The sequence below is a fragment of the Pseudomonadales bacterium genome (genome assembly GCA_041395665.1).
In the GTDB taxonomy this organism is placed as follows: domain Bacteria; phylum Pseudomonadota; class Gammaproteobacteria; order Pseudomonadales; family UBA7239; genus UBA7239.
The window spans coordinates 131,112-149,955 of record JAWLAB010000003.1; the positions used below are offsets into that span (position 1 = coordinate 131,112).

The 18,844-nt window shown below is 47.4% G+C and carries 20 protein-coding genes, 1 tRNA gene and 1 other RNA gene; 11 read left to right on the plus strand and 11 right to left on the minus strand.

Features of this window, described 5'->3' with window-relative positions; translation table 11 throughout:
* Positions 1–2: 2 nt before the first annotated feature.
* From R3E63_05275 to ffs, 3 genes are all read right to left on the minus strand, one after another.
* Positions 3–329 carry a YbaB/EbfC family nucleoid-associated protein gene (locus R3E63_05275; protein MEZ5539362.1) on the minus strand — a complete coding sequence of 109 codons (327 nt, stop codon included), beginning with the start codon at positions 327–329 and terminating at the stop codon, positions 3–5.
* Between the two features lie 30 nt (positions 330–359).
* Positions 360–2,075, minus strand: coding sequence for a DNA polymerase III subunit gamma/tau (dnaX, locus tag R3E63_05280; protein MEZ5539363.1), 1,716 nt, complete (start codon positions 2,073–2,075; stop codon positions 360–362).
* A gap of 54 nt (positions 2,076–2,129) precedes the next feature.
* An RNA gene (ffs, locus tag R3E63_05285) (signal recognition particle sRNA small type) lies at positions 2,130–2,225 on the minus strand.
* A gap of 197 nt (positions 2,226–2,422) precedes the next feature.
* On the opposite strand from ffs, the gene speE reads away from it, so the two are divergent.
* On the plus strand, positions 2,423–3,286 hold the full coding sequence (gene speE / locus R3E63_05290) for a polyamine aminopropyltransferase (protein ID MEZ5539364.1): 864 nt from the start codon (positions 2,423–2,425) through the stop codon (positions 3,284–3,286).
* A 9-nt stretch (positions 3,287–3,295) separates the two neighbouring features.
* A complete protein-coding gene (locus tag R3E63_05295) occupies positions 3,296–4,426 on the plus strand; it encodes a type III PLP-dependent enzyme (GenBank protein MEZ5539365.1) in 1,131 nt (376 codons plus the stop codon).
* 81 nt (positions 4,427–4,507) lie between these two features.
* Here R3E63_05295 and R3E63_05300 read toward each other — a convergent pair whose 3' ends face one another.
* The gene (locus R3E63_05300; GenBank protein ID MEZ5539366.1) at positions 4,508–5,272 is read right to left on the minus strand and encodes a TerC family protein; all 765 of its coding nucleotides are present in this window, start codon (positions 5,270–5,272) and stop codon (positions 4,508–4,510) included.
* A gap of 60 nt (positions 5,273–5,332) precedes the next feature.
* Positions 5,333–6,529 (minus strand): sulfate adenylyltransferase, encoded by a 1,197-nt coding sequence (gene sat / locus R3E63_05305; GenBank protein ID MEZ5539367.1) that lies wholly within the window; start codon positions 6,527–6,529, stop codon positions 5,333–5,335.
* A gap of 100 nt (positions 6,530–6,629) precedes the next feature.
* On the opposite strand from sat, the gene R3E63_05310 reads away from it, so the two are divergent.
* Entirely contained in the window at positions 6,630–7,769 is a 1,140-nt protein-coding gene (locus R3E63_05310) for a trypsin-like peptidase domain-containing protein (protein ID MEZ5539368.1), read from the plus strand.
* A 4-nt stretch (positions 7,770–7,773) separates the two neighbouring features.
* Here the strand turns inward: R3E63_05310 and cobU are convergent, their stop codons facing one another.
* The 6 genes from cobU to R3E63_05340 all read right to left on the minus strand — a co-directional run bounded on the left by cobU (position 7,774) and on the right by R3E63_05340 (position 13,387).
* Positions 7,774–8,283 (minus strand): bifunctional adenosylcobinamide kinase/adenosylcobinamide-phosphate guanylyltransferase, encoded by a 510-nt coding sequence (gene cobU / locus R3E63_05315; protein MEZ5539369.1) that lies wholly within the window; start codon positions 8,281–8,283, stop codon positions 7,774–7,776.
* Positions 8,284–8,412: 129 nt separating this feature from the next.
* Positions 8,413–9,285 (minus strand): SGNH/GDSL hydrolase family protein, encoded by an 873-nt coding sequence (locus tag R3E63_05320; protein ID MEZ5539370.1) that lies wholly within the window; start codon positions 9,283–9,285, stop codon positions 8,413–8,415.
* Positions 9,285–10,946, minus strand: a complete 1,662-nt coding sequence (ettA, locus tag R3E63_05325; protein ID MEZ5539371.1) for an energy-dependent translational throttle protein EttA — start codon at positions 10,944–10,946, stop codon at positions 9,285–9,287. The genes R3E63_05320 and ettA overlap by 1 nt, the downstream gene beginning before the upstream one ends.
* Before the next feature lie 128 nt (positions 10,947–11,074).
* Positions 11,075–12,022: a hypothetical protein gene (locus R3E63_05330; protein ID MEZ5539372.1), complete on the minus strand. Its 948-nt coding sequence runs from the start codon at positions 12,020–12,022 to the stop codon at positions 11,075–11,077.
* Positions 11,925–12,629, minus strand: a complete 705-nt coding sequence (locus R3E63_05335; protein ID MEZ5539373.1) for a hypothetical protein — start codon at positions 12,627–12,629, stop codon at positions 11,925–11,927. Before R3E63_05335 ends, R3E63_05330 begins: the two co-directional genes overlap by 98 nt.
* Positions 12,608–13,387: a protein phosphatase 2C domain-containing protein gene (locus R3E63_05340; GenBank protein ID MEZ5539374.1), complete on the minus strand. Its 780-nt coding sequence runs from the start codon at positions 13,385–13,387 to the stop codon at positions 12,608–12,610. Before R3E63_05340 ends, R3E63_05335 begins: the two co-directional genes overlap by 22 nt.
* A 133-nt stretch (positions 13,388–13,520) precedes the next feature.
* Between R3E63_05340 and R3E63_05345 the strand changes: the two genes are divergently transcribed.
* From R3E63_05345 to dnaQ, 8 genes are all read left to right on the plus strand, one after another.
* Positions 13,521–13,766, plus strand: a complete 246-nt coding sequence (locus R3E63_05345; protein MEZ5539375.1) for a glutaredoxin family protein — start codon at positions 13,521–13,523, stop codon at positions 13,764–13,766.
* 33 nt (positions 13,767–13,799) lie between these two features.
* Positions 13,800–14,246 carry a hypothetical protein gene (locus tag R3E63_05350; protein ID MEZ5539376.1) on the plus strand — a complete coding sequence of 149 codons (447 nt, stop codon included), beginning with the start codon at positions 13,800–13,802 and terminating at the stop codon, positions 14,244–14,246.
* Between the two features lie 191 nt (positions 14,247–14,437).
* On the plus strand, positions 14,438–16,030 hold the full coding sequence (locus R3E63_05355; GenBank protein MEZ5539377.1) for a hypothetical protein: 1,593 nt from the start codon (positions 14,438–14,440) through the stop codon (positions 16,028–16,030).
* Between the two features lie 18 nt (positions 16,031–16,048).
* Positions 16,049–16,125: transfer RNA gene (locus R3E63_05360), tRNA-Arg, on the plus strand.
* A gap of 42 nt (positions 16,126–16,167) precedes the next feature.
* A complete protein-coding gene (locus tag R3E63_05365) occupies positions 16,168–16,803 on the plus strand; it encodes a DedA family protein (protein ID MEZ5539378.1) in 636 nt (211 codons plus the stop codon).
* Positions 16,804–16,830: 27 nt separating this feature from the next.
* Complete coding sequence (locus R3E63_05370) at positions 16,831–17,637, plus strand: methyltransferase domain-containing protein (GenBank protein MEZ5539379.1); 807 nt, start codon at positions 16,831–16,833, stop codon at positions 17,635–17,637.
* Between the two features lie 7 nt (positions 17,638–17,644).
* Positions 17,645–18,082 carry a ribonuclease HI gene (rnhA, locus tag R3E63_05375; protein MEZ5539380.1) on the plus strand — a complete coding sequence of 146 codons (438 nt, stop codon included), beginning with the start codon at positions 17,645–17,647 and terminating at the stop codon, positions 18,080–18,082.
* Between the two features lie 15 nt (positions 18,083–18,097).
* Positions 18,098–18,814 carry a DNA polymerase III subunit epsilon gene (gene dnaQ / locus R3E63_05380; GenBank protein ID MEZ5539381.1) on the plus strand — a complete coding sequence of 239 codons (717 nt, stop codon included), beginning with the start codon at positions 18,098–18,100 and terminating at the stop codon, positions 18,812–18,814.
* Positions 18,815–18,844: the final 30 nt, after the last annotated feature.

The following is an 18,844-nucleotide window of genomic DNA, read 5'->3' on the forward strand; positions in this document are numbered from 1 at the left end:
GATTAAAAAGGCATTTTGAAACCTGGTGGCATTTGCAGGCCACCAGTCACTTTCTGCATCTGCTCTTGTGAGTTGTGCTCAATTTTTCGCACAGCATCATTGATCGCTGCGGCGATTAAATCTTCTAAAATTTCTTTGTCTTCAGTCATTAAGCTGCTGTCGATATTGACGCTGCGCACATCGTGGCGACCGTTCATGGTGACTTTGATCAAGCCTGCGCCTGATTCGCCGATCACTTCCATTTTGGCGACATCTTCCTGCATGCGTTGCATTTTTTCTTGCATCGCCTGTGCTTGTTTCATCAGTTCATTCATGTTGCCCAGTTTCATGGGGATACTCCAAATTAAGAGAGATAAATATTAGTGAATAGAGCGTTGAAAGGGTTCAATAGAACCTTCAACGATGTGTGCATCAAATTGTTGCAACAGCGCCATGACATTAGGATCGTTGCGAAAACTTTCTTCTGCCTCTTGTTGCAGTTGTGCTTTTTTCTGCTGCTGCAAACGATGCGGTGTCATATTTGCCGTAGTGCCGGTTGTGATGATGGCTTCACACGCACTGCCGAGAAACACCCCTAGAGCTTCAGATAAACGCGTGGCATGAGAAGCGTCAAATAAATTGGCTTGTGCGCTGTCCAGTGTGAAGTAATAACGCGAGCCTTCGGTGCGATCTAAACAGCAGTGAGCAGCAGTATTGCGCACAATGCCCGCCAGAGGCAGCCTTTGCCACAACGAAGGCCAATCTTGCGTGTTTAGTGTTGCTGCATGATTTTGCGCAGTAACAGCGGGTTGTGGTGCAGTTGTTGAGGTCGGTGTAGAGGGTGTGAGTGTTAGCGGTGTGGGTTGTTGTGCAGCGCGAATAGCGGCGCTGCTGTTTACTGCGCTCGCGTTTACTGCATTTGTGTTTGCTGTATTGGTGTTTACTGGATTTGCGTTGGTGTTGGCGTTGGACTTGGGTTCAGTTTTTTTTTTCTCGTTGCTCGTTGCTGAGCCTTGTGGGCGAAACGCCAACATACGCAGCAACGCCATCTCAAAACCGGAACGCATATCTGGCGCTAACGACAAATCGCGCTGACCGTTCAAACCAATTTGGTAATACAGCTGCACATCTTCTGCTGTCATGCTGTTGGTCAACTGCTGCAAACGCTCGCGCTCATCCGGATATTGATCCAAAACGGAAGGCGCGGCTTGCACAACAGCAATACGATGTAGCAGTGACAACAATTCATCCAGCGCGCCGCTGTAGTCAGGGTTTTGTTCAGCAAGTTGCGCAATGGCAGCTAATAACGCAGGCGCATCGTTAGCGATCAGTGCATCCAACATCGGATGAATCAAACGGCGATCCATCGTGCCCAGCATGTCGCGCACGCCGAGTTCAGCAATTTTTTCGCCACCAAATGCGATTGCTTGATCGGTGAGGGAGAGTGCATCGCGCATAGAGCCGTCAGCTGCTCGTGCTAACAACCATAAAGCAGGGTCTTCGTGCGGAATCATTTCTTTGTCGAGAATATTTTTTAAGTGCTCGACAATTTTTTCTGGCAATAAATTTTTCAGATTGAATTGCAAACAGCGAGAAAGAACCGTCACAGGTAGTTTGTGTGGATCAGTTGTCGCGAGCAAAAACTTTACATGTGCAGGCGGTTCTTCCAATGTTTTTAACAGTGCATTAAAACTGCTGGTGGAGAGCATGTGCACTTCGTCGATCAAATACACTTTGAAACGACCGCGTGCAGGGAGGTATTGCACATTGTCGAGAATCTCACGCGTGTCTTCGACTTTGGTGCGCGAAGCGGCGTCAATTTCAATCAAATCAACAAAGCGGCCTTCAGTAATTTCGCGGCAGGCGGCGCATTGACCGCAAGGTTGTGAGCTGATGCCCGTTTCACAGTTGAGGCATTTGGCGAGTATGCGCGCGATGGTGGTTTTGCCCACACCGCGTGTGCCTGTAAACAAATAAGCGTGGTGCAGACGGTTGTGATCCAACGCATTGATCAGTGCTTGCAGCACATGCGTTTGACCAGCCATGTCTTTGAAATGTTGCGGTCGCCATTTGCGGGCGAGAACTTGGTAGCTCATGACCAATCAGTGCGTAAAGAAAGGGATGGCTAGTATAAGGGAAGAGGGTGGTGTCCCTGCCAGCCGAGCCTCGGCACACAAACGGGCTGCTACCGTTGCTCCCTTCCGGGCCTGGCGGGGTTTACAGCTGTTCATTGCGAGGAACCGACAGGGCCACCATGAAAGCGGGCGCATTATGCGGGTGAGGGCAGAGTGATGCAAGGCGATGGTTCGCCAATTCACGCTTGCAAATCCTGCAAACCGCTCCATAATCGCGCGCTTCCTTGTACCATAAACCTGTATGCCGGCTTGCTCGATAGGCTGGCGGTCATTCTTTTACCCACCACACTGCGGAGAGAAGCAAAGCCATGACTAAGACCTGGAATGAAACACTGTACGATGCTTGGGGACAACGCCACGACATTGACAAGGTTTATTTCGAGTTTGATACGGGACACCAGCAGTTGATGATTTTTCACAACGCGCTGTTTGGTCGCGTGATGGTGTTGGACGGCGTGGTGCAAACCACCGAAAAAGACGAATTTATCTATCACGAAATGTTGACGCATGTGCCGATTCTTGCGCACGGTAAGGCAAAACGCGTGCTGATTATCGGCGGTGGCGATGGCGGTATTTTGCGTGAAGTGTGTCGTCACAGCAGCATCGAACATGTGACGCAAGTAGAAATTGATAAAGCCGTTATTGATATGGCGATCGAATATCTGCCGAACCATTCCGCAGGTGCGTATGACGACCCGCGCGCCAATATCGTGATTGATGATGGCTGCCGTTTTGTGGCGAATTGCCAAGAAAAATTTGACATCATTATTTCCGATTCCACCGACCCTATCGGTCCTGGCGAAGTGTTGTTTACCAGCCAGTTCTACAGTGATTGCAAACGCTGCTTGAACGATGGCGGCATCATGGTTACGCAAAACGGCGTGGTCTTTATGCAGCTGGACGAAGTGAAAACCACGGCGCAACGCATGGCACTAACTTTTGGTGATGTGCATTTCTACACCGCTGCAGTGCCTACTTATGTGGGCGGCGTGATGACTTTTGCGTGGTCTAGCGACGATAAATCGCTGCGTCATGTGGATGCCAATACGATTCGCGAGCGCTTCAAAGCGTCTGGTATTAAAACGCGTTATTACAATCCAGACATTCATGTTGCTTCGTTTGCACTGCCGCAGTATGTGTTAGAAGCGGTTGGCAAAACTGATAACGGTTGATGTGCGGCAATGGCCAACTTGTTTTCGGATATTTTGTTCGATGAAACCAAGATGCGCGTTATGGTCGAGCAGTACGGTTCGCCGTTGCTGTTGCTCGACTGCGCGAAGTTGGCCGACCAATATCAGCAATTAAAAGCTGCGCTGCCGAATGTTGGTTTGTTCTATGCGGTGAAGGCGTTTCCGCACGCGGCGATAGTCAATACGCTGAATCAATTGGGTGCGGGTTTTGATATTGCTTCAACGGGTGAAATCAATTTACTGCGCAAGCAAAAAGTGAATCCGCGCAACACGATTCACACGCATCCCATTAAAAAAGATAAAGATATTCGCGATGCGCTGCGTTTCGGTTGCAGTACTTTTGTGGTCGATAATCTCGTTGAAATTGCTAAGTTTCGCCAGTACGCGCATCGTGTAGGTTTGTTGCTGCGTGTGGCATTTCGCAGCCCTGATTGTGCCGTCGATTTGTCGAAAAAATTTGGCTGTTCACCCGAAGAAGTGCCAGCCATGTTGAAAGAAGCGAAAGCTTTGGGCTTGCATGTCAAAGGTTTGTCGTTTCATGTTGGCTCGCAATCGACATCGCCCAGCACGCATGTAGCGGCGATTGAAGCTTGCACAAAATTAATCAGCGAATACGAAGTGCCGATTCGTATTTTGGATATTGGCGGTGGTTTTCCTGTCGATTACGACAATGGTGGTGATATCGATATTGCTGCCTTTTGTGCGCCAATTCGTGAAGCACTGAAAAAATTGCCTGAGCATGTGGAAGTGATTGCAGAGCCTGGTCGCTATTTAATTGCACCTGCGGCAGCCGCAGTAACAACGGTGGTGGGAAAAGCACTGCGCGGTGATCAGCCTTGGTATTACTTAGATGATGGCGTATACGGTATGTTCAGTGGTCGTATTTATGATCATGCGCGTTATCCGCTGCATGTTTTTCGTTCGGGGAAAACAATGCCGTCTGCCGTGGTTGGACCGACTTGCGACAGCATCGATGTCATCGAAGAAGCACTGGAATTGCCAGAGTTAGCGGTGGGAGATTTGTTGATAGGTCGCATGATGGGTGCTTACACAGCAGCTACTGCTTCCACTTTTAATTCGTTGCCTGTGCCGCGTATTGTTGTACTGAACGAACCGAACTAACTTTATCTTTCGTAGTAAAAATTACGCAATAAAAAAGCCGCATTCACTGCGGCTTTTTTGGTGGCACTAACTTCTCATTATTTAATGAGCAGGCGTGTCATGATCCGTATTGGCATAAGATTCACGCAGATCAACTGGCTTGTGCGCTTTTGCACGCAGGCGAATATTCAGTGCTTCGACAAGAATCGAGAATGCCATGGCAAAGTAGATATAACCTTTGGGTACATGGTGACCTGTACCGTCAGCTACTAATACAACACCGACGACGAGCAAGAAACCCAGTGCGAGCATTTTGATGGTAGGGTGATCTTCAATAAATCTGCCAATAAAACCAGCAAAAGCAATCATCAAACCCACAGAGGCAACCACGGCAGATACCATAACTGGAATTTGGTTACTCATGCCAACGGCGGTGATGATGGAATCCAGCGAGAAAACCAAATCGATAATAATGATTTGCGTGATGATGGCAAAAAAATTGGCGCGTACAGCGTGCGTTGCGTGGCCTTCAACACCTTCCAGCAACTGATGGACTTCTTGTGTGCTTTTCCAGATAAGGAATAAACCACCAGCAATCAGAATGATGTCGCGACCTGAAACACCATGCTCCATAACGGTAAATAGAGGTGTTGTCATATTGGCAATCCACGCCAGCGTCATCAGCAGTGCGATACGCATGAACATCGCCAAAAACAGACCAAGACGACGAGCAAATTCTCTTTTTTCTTTCGGCAGTTTTTCTACCAAAATAGAAATGAAAATAATGTTGTCGATACCGAGTACCAGTTCGAGGGTGGTTAGCGTGATAAACGCCATCCAAGCTTGCGGGTCGGTGAGAAGTTCCATCATAGGCGTGGTCTCGTGTTGCTCGTTGTATGGTTGTTCGTTGGCGGTTGTTTGGGTGAATTACTTTTGGTTATCCATAGCCTGATAGTATTCCATCAAGATTTTGGCAACTTCTGGGCGTGAAAACTCAGGAGGCGGTGCAATACCTTGGCCAAGCATTTGGCGCACTTTAGTGCCGGAGAGCACAATGAAATCTTCTTCGGTGTGACCTTCTGCTTCGCGCATCATCACCACACGATTCAATTTTTTAGAGAACGCAGTGTTGTCCGCGCCAAAGATTTGGATTTGTAATGCACCAGCAGGTACTTTTTCTTCAAAAATAATTTGCGAATCAAAAGGTCCGTAATAGCTGCCAACACCGGCGTGATCGCGACCGACGATTAGATAACTAGCGCCCATGTTTTGACGGAAGATCGCGTGCAATACCGCTTCACGAGGACCTGCATACATCATGTCAAAACCGTAGCCGGCAATCATCACGGTATTGGGTGGAAAATATTCGTCAACCATTTTGCGGATGCAGGCATCACGCACGCTGGCAGGAATATCGCCCGCTTTTAATTTGCCGAGCAGCATGTGAATGACGATGCCATCGGCTTGCAATCTTTCTTGCGCCATGCGGCACAGTTCTTCGTGCGCACGGTGCATCGGGTTGCGTGTTTGAAACGCCACCACTTTTTTCCAACCGCGCTTGGAAATTTCTTCACGGATTTCCGTAGCAGTGCGGAAAGTATCAGGAAAATCGTGTGGAAAATAACTGTAGTTCAATACTTGGATAGAACCAGAAACCAAGAAACGACCTGAATTGAGGAATGTGGTAACGCCTGGGTGTTTGTCATCCAGTGTGCTAAAAATATGTTGCGCCATGAACTGCATTTGTTCATCACTCGCTTCTTCAATAGCAGCAACATCCATCACTGCAATCACAGGATTGCCTTCCACATTCGGATCGCGCAAAGCGATGCGTTTTGCGTTTTTAATCGCAGACACATCTTTCAAAATATTCACAATTGGAATCGGCCAAAACAAGCCGCTGGTGGTGTGCAGTTTTTCTGCCACCGAAAGACTGTCTGCCAGATTCATATAGCCAGTGAGCGGTGTGAAATAACCTGCGCCCATCATCACTGCATTGCCTGCTGCAGCAGAGCTAATTAACACAGACGGCAGTTGCTCTGCTTCTGCAGTTAACTTGGCGCGTTCGTTGGCATCGGCAACATAGCGAGGTTGGAGTGCATCGGCACCGTGTGGCTTGATCATGATGAATCCTCCTGTGTGGAAAGAGCAGGCGAGTGCGAGTTTTCGCGGTGCGACATTATAGCTACAATCGCCGCGCCGGTCAGAGCTCGTAAGGTGTTATGTGACGAAGCGAATGCGAGAGATTTTGATAAAAGATATTGCTGTGCCAACACTGTGCGGTTTGGTGGTGGCATTGCTTTATCTGCAGCACCAAAAAATTCAGACGCTAGAAACATCTGTCACCAATATACAGGGCAGTGCGACACAATTCCGTAGTAATACTGTGGCTGTTGCTGGCTCGGCTTCTTACGCCGATGCAGCTGAAATTGCTATGCCTGCCGTGGTGAATATTTATACGCGCAAATATGTGCGGCGGCTTGCTGTGGAAGGTGATGCATTTGGTCAGCAGTACATCACACCTCAGGAGCGTGTTGAAGGCTCACTCGGTTCGGGTGTGATTGTTAGCACAGACGGTTATGTGTTGACGAATCATCATGTCATCGCTGGTGCTTATCAGATTTTAGTAAGCTTGCATGATGGCCGTGATGCACAAGCTAAATTAGTCGGTGTTGATCAAGAAACGGATTTAGCTGTTTTGAAAATTCAATTACCGGATTTAACAGCGATTCGCTTTGGTGACGCACAACATATGCGTATCGGTGATGTGGTGCTGGCGATTGGCAATCCTTTAGGCGTAGGGCAAACCGTCACGCAGGGCATTATTTCTGCAGCTGCGCGTTACGGTTTGGAATTGAATATCCAAGAAAATTATTTGCAAACGGATGCAGCTATCAATCAAGGAAACTCTGGTGGCGCTTTGGTCGATACAACAGGGAAATTGGTCGGCATCAATACCGCAATCCAAAGCCCAACGGGTGGCTCAGTCGGCATTGGTTACGCAATCCCCGCTGATACGGCACAAAAAGTGCTGAACGATATTATTCAGTATGGCCATGTGATTCGCGGTTGGATCGGTGTGGAATCGCAGGCATTAAATGCATTTGCATCGCGCAGTTTGGGTTTGGAGCCAGGGCAGGGCATGTTGGTGCGCAGTGTATTTCGCGACGGTCCTGGAGCGGCGGCTGGCTTACAGCCCGGCGACATCATCACGCATTTTGATGGCGTGCCTGCAACTACTACGCGCGCAGGCATGAAGCGCATCACCAACGCGCAGCCAGGTGAAAAAATTACGGTAAGTTTTTTGCGCTCAGGCCAGAAAGGCGAAGTATCACTGACTATCGGTATTCGCCCAGGTGGATAACTTTTTAAGATTTCAGCGCCAGTGGTAAGCCAGCGATGACCATCGTCACCGCATCGCATTGTTTGGCTAATTCTTGATGGAGTCGACCAGCTTCATCGACAAAACGCCGTGTAAGTGGATCCATCGGCACTATGCCCATGCCCACTTCGTTGCTCACCAAAAAAATATCACCTGCTAGTTGCGGTAGCGTGCTTAAAAAACTTGCTCGCTCGCGTATAAAAACTTCGTTGCCTGCCAGCAAAATATTGGTTAGCCACAGCGTTAAACAATCGACAAGTATGCATGTGTCTTTTGCTGCGTGTTGTCGCAGTGTGGCAGCGAGTTGTAACGGCTCTTCAACCGTAAACCAGCGCGCATCCCGCGAAGTTTGGTGATGGTGAATGCGTGCTTGCATTTCTCCATCTAAAGCTTCAGAGGTGGCGATGTAAACCAACTTTTTGTTAGTTGCCAGTCCAGTTGTTTCTGCAAAGTGACTTTTACCAGAGCGCGCACCGCCGAGGATGAGGTGTTTCATGGCTTAGTTTCTTCTGAAGATGTATTTAGTTTTGTTTCAAGTTGTTTCATGATTTCTGTAGCCAAAATTTGGTTGCCTTGTGCAGTCGTGTGAAGATCTGGAAAAAAATAAATATTTCCTTTGTCTTTCTCAGGCTGAAGATTCTTGAATGTTGCAATGGTATCGATAAGGTGAGGTGAGGTGAGGTGAGGTAATGGCATTGATTGCCTGTGCGGTTCTTATAGTAACTTTATTGGCCTGCTTGTAGTAACCCTTATTGGCCGCATAGGTTACTAGGAAAACTTTAATGTTATGGTTCTCGCCATATTGGATAAGTTTTTCCATGTTTTTCTGCATTTCTACTTCTACATCAAAATGCATGCTCTGTGGACGAAAGCTCATCGAGAAATCAAGTTTTATATTTTTGTAGTTGATAGTGGCGGGTTGTCCTTTGGCTGTTTCAGTTTGTTTAGGGTCAGATGTAGTAATTGCCGCTAACGCATCGCCTTGGAAGGGTTCTCTTGAGAGCAGGCAGTAAAGTTTATAAATTCGAGAATACAGTTTGATCCGTTGTATTGGTTGAAAGGCATTTTGTTCGATAAGCCGTGACTCTGCACTTGCAATTGGTGTCGTCCAACTATCGTTTGTGCCTATCATCACAAGAACAATATCTGGTTGAAATTGTTTAATTGCCTCTTCGAAATTGGCAACAAGTCGAGAAGAATTGGTACCAGGATAGCCAAGGTTAATTACTTCAATGGCTTTATTTTTGTGGGTGGTGTTCCAAATTGTCTCCAGTTGCTTCGGGTAGGAGTCTTCCTTATCAAGATAAAGCCCGTAAGTATTGGAATCCCCCATTGTGACAATGCGAAGGTTTTGTGTGAGCCAAGTATTGGCTATATTTTTGTGCAAAAAATGCTGATTTAAAGAACTTCCTGCCTGCAACACCAATTCAAGTAACAGAATTGTGGATAGCGGCAGGAATAAGAGCCAGTAAGCAGTTTTTTTAAAGCGGCGGAGCATTATTCTCGCAGCCGCTTGTATTTCATGCGCGTGGGTTGTTGATCGCCCATGCGCGCTTTGTGATCGGCTTCGTATTCGGTGTAAGTACCTTCAAAGAACACGGCGCTGCTTTCACCTTCAAAAGCGAGAATGTGTGTGCAAACGCGATCAAGAAACCAGCGATCGTGCGAAATCACCATCGCGCAGCCGGGGAAGTTTTGCAGTGCTTCTTCCAAGGCGCGCAGCGTTTCTACATCGAGGTCGTTTGACGGTTCGTCGAGCAGCAAAAAGTTGCCGCCTTCTTTCAGTGTACAGGCCAATTGCAGACGACCGCGTTCACCACCAGACAATTCGCCAACGCGTTTTTGTTGATCAGAGCCTTTGAAATTAAAGCGACCTAAGTAAGCGCGTGAAGGCACTTCATAGTTGCCAATTTTGATGATGTCGAGTCCGTCAGATACTGCTTCCCAAACGGTTTTGTTGGCATCCAATTTTTCACGCGATTGCTCAACATAGGCGAGTTTTACCGTGTCACCCAGCGTGATGCTGCCTTGGTCCGGTTTCTCTTGACCGGTGATCATGCGGAACAGGGTCGATTTGCCTGCACCGTTGGGGCCGATGATGCCGACGATGGCGCCTTTCGGAACTGCAAAAGAAAGATCATCAACCAGCACGCGATCACCGAACGATTTGGTGACACGATCCAGCTCTAATACTTTATCGCCTAAACGCGGGCCGGGTGGAATGTAAATTTCATTGGTTTCATTGCGCGCTTGATATTCTTGCGAATTCAATTCGTCAAAGCGTGCGAGACGTGCTTTGTTTTTTGCGTGACGACCTTTGGGGTTTTGACGCACCCATTCCAATTCGCGTTCGATAGTTTTTTGACGCGCTGCTTCAGTGCGCTCTTCTTGTTTCAAACGCGCTTCTTTTTGTTCCAACCAAGAAGTGTAATTGCCTTCATACGGGATGCCGTGGCCGCGATCGAGTTCCAAAATCCAACCCGCTGCATTGTCGAGGAAGTAACGGTCGTGCGTGATCGCAACCACCGTACCCGGAAATTCCACCAGAAAATGTTCCAGCCATGCGACAGATTCTGCATCCAAGTGGTTAGTCGGTTCATCGAGCAGCAACATATCAGGGCGCGACATCAGTAAACGACACAGCGCCACGCGGCGGCGTTCACCGCCAGAGAGTTTGGTGACATCAGCATCCCACGGCGGTAGGCGCAGCGCATCGGCAGCGACTTCCAGTTTGTGTTCGATGCTGTGTGCATCCCACGCCTGAATAATGTCTTCAAACTCGGCTTGTTTTTTTGCCAGCGCATCAAAGTCAGCATTTTCTTCGGCGTAAGCCGCGTAAACAGCATCCAAACCTTTTAAGGCATTGAGTGGTTCTGCTAAGCCTTCTTCCACATTGCCGCGCACATCTTTGTTGGCATCTAACTGTGGCTCTTGTGGTAGATAACCAATTTTTAGATTACTCATCGGACGCGCTTCACCGATGAAATCGGTATCAATGCCTGCCATAATTTTTAACAAAGTCGATTTGCCGGAACCGTTTAAGCCTAGTACGCCAATTTTTGCGCCTGGGAAAAATGACAGTGAAATATCTTTGAGAATTTCACGCTTCGGTGGTACGACTTTACCGAGGCGATTCATAGTGAAAACATATTGAGCCATGTAGAAAATCCAAGGTTAAAATTAATAGGAGGTAGCTGTACAAAGGGCTAAAAATATTACGGTGCTTGTGTGTTGTTTATATAGGGCAGGTACTTTTCATTCAGAAGTATTAGTTGATCCAACAGTGGCTACATTGTAGCAACATTGATAGTTGTATATCCGTGTTTGGCCATAAGTAATCGTGTTGCATCGACTTTGTTATGCCACCAAAGATCAAAAATAATATCTGGTGGGTTTATGTTGCAAGTTTTCTTTAGTTCTACTTTTTTCTTGACGAAGAAAATAGTGGCCAGCCCCTCAATTCCTTGTGGGACTCTTGGTTGTGAGCGAGTGAGAGAGCACTCCGTCAAACTTCGCTCAATCAGCCCATTGCGATCAGTGAAGTGTAGCTGGTTGGGAAATTGTGTAGCGAGGTGGTAGGCCACCATACCCATTTGACCACTAAGAATTTGGATTTTTTCATTTTGCTGTATTTTTATTTCTTTGATAATTGGAATTAGGCTTTCTATGGTGCTGATATTGGCTCGGTTGTCGGGTGAGTTTTTTTCAGAGAATGTATATTGATTGAGTGTGTGTTGATCCAATTTATTAGAAGAATAGTCAAGGTGAGAGCTGCTTTCTCGTTGGTTGTGAAGCAACTGAGTTATACAAATCCCTACCAAAAGCAGCCGAAAAACAATTGGATTGGGTGCTAATAATGAAATGTATCTAGTTACCAGTAGAGCATGAATAGGGGTTAATGCTGCAATGAGACGCTGTTCTGGCATCCAGTCTCCGCCAGCCAAGATAATAAAGATGAGATAGCCGCTGCTAGTAATTGCAGCTGTAGCAATAAGCGAAGTTTCTTTATGTTTATAGCTTCGCCAAAGTAGATGAGCAGTGGCAAGGATGCTTGCTACTCCCATCATTAGATTCATTCCATGAAAACCTTGCGTAAGATAGAGAAATCCGTTTTTTATAGTAGCAATAGATATTCCGTTAGATTTTGCTGCTACAGGTTGCGGAAAGATATCGCCAAAATATACCCAGCGAAAACAAAAAATAATTAATGCAGTCATTACGCTGATAGCTGACATGCCAATCCGCCAGCGTATTCCTTCTTTGCTGGCTTACAATCACTGTGGTGATTGTAAGTAAGGGAATGAAAATGGGCATTTCTGGCCGCACTAACTGTACGGTGAAGCCAAATAAAGCTGTCAGCCATAGATGATGGGTTGATAGGCAATACACATATAACAGTAAGAGCGCTGCACAGATTCCCGTTTCTAAACCTGCATATGTCCAGTACACCAATGGGGTGGTAACGCAGAGTAAAACGGATAATGTAAGCTGTTGTTGGCGAGCAATAAGCCACAGTAACGGTATGCATAGCCAACCAAATAGTAATGGTATAAAAAATCCCACTAGCGCAGCACTCATATTGCTAAAACGCGCAAAGAGCGCTGTTAGTAATGTATGCAGTAATGATGAACTTTGCTCAACCCTTTCAAAGTTGTAGTTTAGGATTTCACCATAGTTGGCTAGGGAGTGTGCTGCAAAAAAAGTGATATGAGCATCATCAACACTGGTTGCAAAATTCCAGTAGCTAGAAGCAAAAGCAAAAAGTACGACGCCTATTGCCAATGCAAAAAAATCGTTTGGATAAGTGCCAAGATTTTTTGTCAATGTTTGCTGCTTAGCCATTGATGAAAACGGTCAAGGAGTTTGTGGGAAGCTGTTTGGTTTTTGCCGACCAACACAATTGTCGCGTTATCGCGACCGCCTTGCGCAAGTGTTTCATCCAGTAATTCGCGCGCAGCTGTTTCAATATCGTGCTGTGAATTCAGTCGTGCACTGATTTTCTCAAAAGACAATTCATCAGACAAACCGTCGCTGCACAATAAAATCCATTGATTGGCTTGCCATTCGCGTTCCACGGTATCGACACGAATTTGTTCGTTATCCATGGAGCCTAAACATTGCGTGATGACATTTTTATCTTTGTGACTGAGTGCTTCTTGCATAGAAATGGTGCCAGCAGCGACCAACATTTGTACATAAGAGTGATCGGTGGTGAGTTGTTCGAGGATGCCGGTGTTCTCGCTAGTTTTTGTCCAGAGATAAGCGCGACTATCGCCGACCCATGCCACACGGTAGCGCGCCCCTTGTGTTTGCAAGGCGACAACGGTTGTGCCCATGCCTTTAGCGCCGCGTTCGGTGTGGCTGCTGCTCAAGATATTGTGGTGGGCTGCCAAAATGGCATCCGTCAGATCGCGCCCTTGGCGCACTTGCTCAACGATCGTTTCGATTGCAATTGCACTGGCGACTTCGCCTGCTTCATGGCCGCCCATACCATCGGCCACCAGCCATAGCCCCAATTCGGGATGGCAGGCGAAAGCGTCTTCGTTATTGTTGCGCACATTGCCCGTGTGGGTGAGGGCAAAATCTTTCCAGACCGCCATGCGGTATCCTGTTCGTCTTTAAGGGGTCGATCTATTAAAATCGTCGGCCATTATAGTTTGGCCGGGCGTTCTCCGGTTGCTTTCCAGAGAGACGATTTCCTTGGTCAGTCCATCACTCACATCGCGCTCACTCATCCTTTACGGCACACTAGGCTGTCATCTCTGTGAGGTGGCAGAGCAGCTGTTATTGCCGTTTGTGGCACAAGGTTGGCAAGTCGAACTGGCCGATATAGCCGAGGACGATGTGCTGTTGGCGCGTTTCTCATTGACCATCCCTGTTTTGGAAGATGTAGATACAGGTCAGTTACTCAATTGGCCGTTCGATACTACACAGCTCTATGCTTTCCTTTGCAGCGACAAAACTGTGCAGAGTCATTGAGCAATGTGGCGCTGGGTTATTTTGGCATTTGCAGTGCTTTTTATTATTTCGCGGCTAGCGCGCTTACAGCCATCACCGCGTGATAAAAAACTCCAGCTGATGCGACAGGCAGCGACGCAGGCCGGCTTGGCTGTGCGATTTTGGACGAAGCGCAACAGTGGATATCAGTCGCGTTTATTGCCTGAATCAGGCTTTATGTATTACTTTCCTTGGCCGGTTAGTGATCAGCCAAAAAAACACTGGGCAATTTGGTTGGATGTCGAAGGTAATACGCATGGTATTGCCGGAGAAGTACCTGATTTGGCTCAAAAGTGCCTATATTCCTTTCAGCAAAACTTCCCAAACAGCTGGGCTCTTTTAGAATGCAATGCTGTCGGCATGGGCTTGCTATGGCAGGAATGTGGTGAGTTGGACGATGTAAATAAAATTGCGCAAGCTTTGGATGTATTGCGCAAAAATTTTGATGTAGTAACGAGTTGAGAGCGATAGTGGTAATGAGTAGTCATGTTTCTTCGGCAGCAAAGATTTTTACTGGTTTTTTCGTCTGCATTTTGGCCGCGCTAGTTTGGTATACCGCAATCTACCCAAGAAGTATAGAAAGTGAGTGGGGTGAACCGTTAAAAAGCGCTTCCTTTGCCCCGTTTTATGATGGGCAATCTCCTTTAAAGAAAGTGTTTCCGTCACAAGAACAAATTGAAGCAGATTTGGTGCGATTAAAAGGCGTATTCAGTGGCGTTCGTACTTATACCGCGCGAGATGGTATGGAAGTTGTTCCTGCTTTGGCAGAAAAACACGGCTTCACCTTGACGCACAGCGCATGGCTGGGGAGAGAAAAAGCGGATAACGACAAAGAAGTGCAGGTGTTGATCGAGACGGCAAATCATTACCCGCAAGCAGTGAAGCGAGTGATCGTGGGTAATGAAGTTTTATTGCGCCGTGATCTCAAACCAGATGAGTTGATCGCCTACATTGATCAAGTGCGTTCTGCTATTAAGCAGCCTGTTTCTTACGCCGATGTGTGGGCGTTTTGGCTGAAAAACCCGCAAGTCGCAGATCATGTGGACTACATCACCATTCATATTTTGCCGTATTGGGAAGATGAACCGGTTTCGCTGCATGATGCACAACAACATATGTTGGTCATCATCGAAAAAATTAAACAGCGTTTTCCCGGCAAGCCTATTTTGGTGGGTGAAACAGGTTGGCCAACAGAAGGGCGTAGCCGTGGCCCCGCCCATGCTGACCTATTAACGGCAGCAGAGTTTGTGCGTTCGTTACCACATTTGGCTAAACAATATGATTTTGATTACAACGTAGTTGAGGCGTTTGACCAATCTTGGAAAGCGCAATTAGAAGGCACAGTGGGTGCGCGTTGGGGATTATTTGACGCATCGCGCGCAATGAAATATCCATTAACGGGTGATGTGGTTCCATTGGATGATGCAATGCTGCGTGCAGGTGCATCTTTGCTCGTTGGATTATTGCTTGCGCTGTTGCTGGTGCCTTATGCGCGCACCGTGCGACACACTTTGTTATTGAGTGGGTGGAGCCAATTATTTGCAGCGGCTTTGGTGTTGGCAATCTATAAAAGTATTCGTTTGTCAGTTGCACCATCTTCACTGACATGGTTTTCTCAGCACTTGCTCTTTTTTGTTGCGGATAAACACTGGATTTCCGATGCCGATGTGGCGTTTTGGTATCGCTTGTTACTGCAAATATGGGCAGAACCTTTTGCGCAGTTGTGGGGTTATGTTTTGGTAGGTTTTTCATTGCTGTTTGCTATCGGTGGCGTGCAGTGGTTGCGTTCGTTATTAGCAAAACAACTGTCATCAGATTCTGTTGCGTGGGTGCGTCGCGGTTTTGCACTGTACGGTTTGGGTGCCATGGGTTTTGCGGTAATGTTTTCGACATCCGGTCGTTACATGGATATCCCCGTTGCACTGTATTGTCTGCCAGTGGTGCTGGCCGTTGGGCTATGGTTATCGCGTCGTTGCATTGCAACGATTCCGCAAAGTGCGAGCGCAGTTTTTACATGGAATATTCATGCAAGATTGTTGCTGCCTGCAGCAGCGCTGGCTTGTCTGTGGGGTGAGGTGAAGGCGATGTTGAAGGGTGAAGATTTCATAACCATGCATCCTACGCTGCAAGAACAACTGCCTTTGATAGCCAATTCTCTGTTGTCCAATTACCAGCTGCTCTTATGGTGCTTGCTGTGTGTTTTGTTGGCGTTTGCGTTTCAACGAGAAAAAAAGATTGCCCATTAATTTGAATGAAAGTTTTCACCGCCCGTAGCTCAGCTGGATAGAGCGGCCCCCTCCTAAGGGGCAGGTCGGACGTTCAAATCGTCTCGGGCGGACCACATAACAATGAATAAATAGTCGAATCAATAAGGAGTAGAGCAATGAACCCGATAGATTTTATTTTGCATATCAATGATCACTTGGCGACGATGATTGAGCTGTACGGCGTATGGGTTTACGCCATTTTGTTTTTGATTGTATTCGCAGAGACGGGGTTAGTTGTTACGCCATTTCTACCTGGTGATTCACTGCTGTTTGCAGTGGGCGCTTTGGCAGCATCGACAGGGAAACTGGATCCGTGGTTGTGTGGTGCCATCATTATGGTCGCCGCGTTTTGTGGAGATAATGTCAATTATTGGGTGGGAAGAACTTTGGGGCCGCGTGTTTTTCGCTTCGAAGACTCCATCTTCTTTAATCGCAAACATTTGGAGCGCACTGAGCAGTTTTATAACAAATACGGTTCGCGTGCGGTGATCATTGCGCGCTTTGTGCCGATTGTTCGTACTTTTGCGCCGTTCGTAGCTGGCGTTGGCAAAATGCCTTATCCGCGTTATATCGCTTTTAGTTCTATCGGTTCTTTGTTGTGGGTACCAATTTGCGTGGGTGCTGGTGTTTTCTTTGGCGATATGGAAATCGTTAAAAAGAATTTTGAACTGGTGATACTCGGTGTCATCGCTGTATCACTTATTCCTATTGCTGTTGAGGTATTGAAAGCAAAATTTGGGAAAACCAATTGAGCGTGCGATTTTATCGCTGAGGCTGTCATGTTAAGCCGTGCGGATGCTCAATTTTCTGCGCTACAGCAGTGGTACGCAGGTAGTGTCGGCCAAAATATTTGGCGCGCAGAAAAAGCGTTATTGGATCGACACCTACCACATTTATTCGGTTATCACTTGATGACGCTAGGGGTTTGCCCGTCCTTGCCTTTAGTAGAAGCGAGCCCCATCCATCATTGTTTTTCTCTGAGCGAAGCAGCTTCGGCTTCGCCAAACATTGCAGCGCGTTGCCACGCATACGCATTGCCCATCGAGAATGAAAGTGTGGATGTGGCAGTGCTACACCACAGCTTGGATTACAGTGATACACCGCATCAGTTATTGCGTGAAACTGCTCGAGTATTAATGCCTTACGGTAGCGTGCTGATTTTTGGTTTTCAGCGTTGCAGTACACTCGGCGTGCAACATGCACTACAAAAGCGCTGGAGCCCTCTCAATACAGTAGCGGCACACAATAGTTTGAGTGTGCATCGCCTGCATGACTGGTTAACGCTGTTGAATTTTGAAATTGTGGAGTCGACGCATACGGTTTATGTGCCGCCGCAATTAGGTGAGGCAGCTAGAAGCCATTTGCAGTGGCTTGAGCGCTGGGGAAGTAAATCCAAGCTGCCGTGGGGTAGTGTTTATTGTGTGTTGGCGCGCAAAACAGTGGTGGGTGTTAGACCGTTGCTGTTAGAAAAAGAGAAGCGGTCGCTGAATCCTTTGAGTGCTTTGTCGCCAGTGCCAGTCACTCCGACTGTTCGTCCGTCTACTGTTTCTCCTTCGGCTGCGGTCAATCCAAAAAATAATGTCTGAAGAGTTTATGAAAAAAGTTGAAATTTTTACTGATGGTGCGTGTCGCGGAAATCCAGGGCCTGGTGGCTGGGGTGCAGTATTGCGTTATGGCGATAATGAAAAAGAAATGTATGGTGCAGAAAGTTTAACGACGAATAATCGCATGGAATTGATGGCGGCTATCGCGGCATTAGAGGCCTTAAAGGATTCGTGTATTGTGGATTTAACAACTGATTCACAATATGTGCGCCAAGGCGTAAGCAGTTGGATGGCTAATTGGAAAAAAAATGGCTGGCGCACCAGTGATAGAAAGCTAGTAAAAAACCAAGATTTGTGGCAACGACTTGATGCGGCTGCGCTCAAACATACGGTGGCGTGGCACTGGGTGAAAGGGCATAGCGGCCACGCTGAAAATGAACGCTGTGATGCACTGGCCAATCAAGCCATTGATGAAATGCTGGCGTAGTGAGGTGTAAACATGATGCGTCAAATTGTTTTGGATACAGAAACAACAGGGCTTGATCCCGCGCAGGGCAATCGTGTTATTGAGATTGGTTGTGTCGAGGTGATTGGCAGAAAGCTCACGAACAACAATTTTCATCAATACATCAATCCTGAGCGGGACAGTGAGCCTGAAGCATTGAATGTCCACGGATTAACGACTGAATTTCTTTCAGATAAGCCGTTGTTTAATCAAATAGCAGAATCTTTTCTTAGCTATGTAGATGGTGCGGAGTTAGTCATTCACAACGCAGCATTCGATGTGGGATTTTTGAATAGCGAGTTGCAGAAAATCTATGGCACAGAATTTTCTCTTGCTGCGCGCTGCAAAATTACCGATACCTTGGCGATGGCAAAAGAGCGCCACCCAGGGCAGCGCAATAGCTTGGATGCGCTGTGTAAACGCTACGATGTAGACAATTCGCACCGCGAGCTGCATGGCGCTTTGTTGGACGCAGAAATCCTAGCGGATGTTTATTTGGCCATGACCGGTGGGCAGACGAGCCTACTCGGTAGTTCGCAAGGTGAGGGTGGTTTGTCGACTGCACTAGCGCGAGATATCGCTATCAGCCGAGTAGACGCCGCTCTAGCAGCTCAGCTAATGGTGCAGCCTGCAACGGAGAGTGAGTTGCAGGAGCATGAAGCTTATCTCACGGTGTTGCGTAAGAAGGCTGGAAGCAGTTTGTGGGATGCGTGAGCCACTAGGCTATGTGATAAAGTTGCGCGG

Bases quoted from the DNA above. Each gene is read 5' to 3' on its own strand.
- sat (MEZ5539367.1), bottom strand. From the start codon at position 6,529: ATGATCAAGCCACACGGTGCCGATGCACTCCAACCTCGCTATGTTGCC.
- dnaX (MEZ5539363.1), bottom strand. From the start codon at position 2,075: ATGAGCTACCAAGTTCTCGCCCGCAAATGGCGACCGCAACATTTCAAA.
- R3E63_05330 (MEZ5539372.1), bottom strand. From the start codon at position 12,022: ATGTCAGCTATCAGCGTAATGACTGCATTAATTATTTTTTGTTTTCGC.
- rnhA (MEZ5539380.1), top strand. From the start codon at position 17,645: ATGAAAAAAGTTGAAATTTTTACTGATGGTGCGTGTCGCGGAAATCCA.
- R3E63_05320 (MEZ5539370.1), bottom strand. From the start codon at position 9,285: ATGCTCCGCCGCTTTAAAAAAACTGCTTACTGGCTCTTATTCCTGCCG.
- R3E63_05340 (MEZ5539374.1), bottom strand. From the start codon at position 13,387: ATGGCGGTCTGGAAAGATTTTGCCCTCACCCACACGGGCAATGTGCGC.
- cobU (MEZ5539369.1), bottom strand. From the start codon at position 8,283: ATGAAACACCTCATCCTCGGCGGTGCGCGCTCTGGTAAAAGTCACTTT.
- R3E63_05365 (MEZ5539378.1), top strand. From the start codon at position 16,168: ATGAACCCGATAGATTTTATTTTGCATATCAATGATCACTTGGCGACG.
- speE (MEZ5539364.1), top strand. From the start codon at position 2,423: ATGACTAAGACCTGGAATGAAACACTGTACGATGCTTGGGGACAACGC.
- R3E63_05335 (MEZ5539373.1), bottom strand. From the start codon at position 12,629: ATGGCTAAGCAGCAAACATTGACAAAAAATCTTGGCACTTATCCAAAC.
- R3E63_05275 (MEZ5539362.1), bottom strand. From the start codon at position 329: ATGAAACTGGGCAACATGAATGAACTGATGAAACAAGCACAGGCGATG.
- R3E63_05295 (MEZ5539365.1), top strand. From the start codon at position 3,296: ATGGCCAACTTGTTTTCGGATATTTTGTTCGATGAAACCAAGATGCGC.
- R3E63_05300 (MEZ5539366.1), bottom strand. From the start codon at position 5,272: ATGGAACTTCTCACCGACCCGCAAGCTTGGATGGCGTTTATCACGCTA.
- dnaQ (MEZ5539381.1), top strand. From the start codon at position 18,098: ATGCGTCAAATTGTTTTGGATACAGAAACAACAGGGCTTGATCCCGCG.
- ettA (MEZ5539371.1), bottom strand. From the start codon at position 10,946: ATGGCTCAATATGTTTTCACTATGAATCGCCTCGGTAAAGTCGTACCA.
- R3E63_05370 (MEZ5539379.1), top strand. From the start codon at position 16,831: ATGTTAAGCCGTGCGGATGCTCAATTTTCTGCGCTACAGCAGTGGTAC.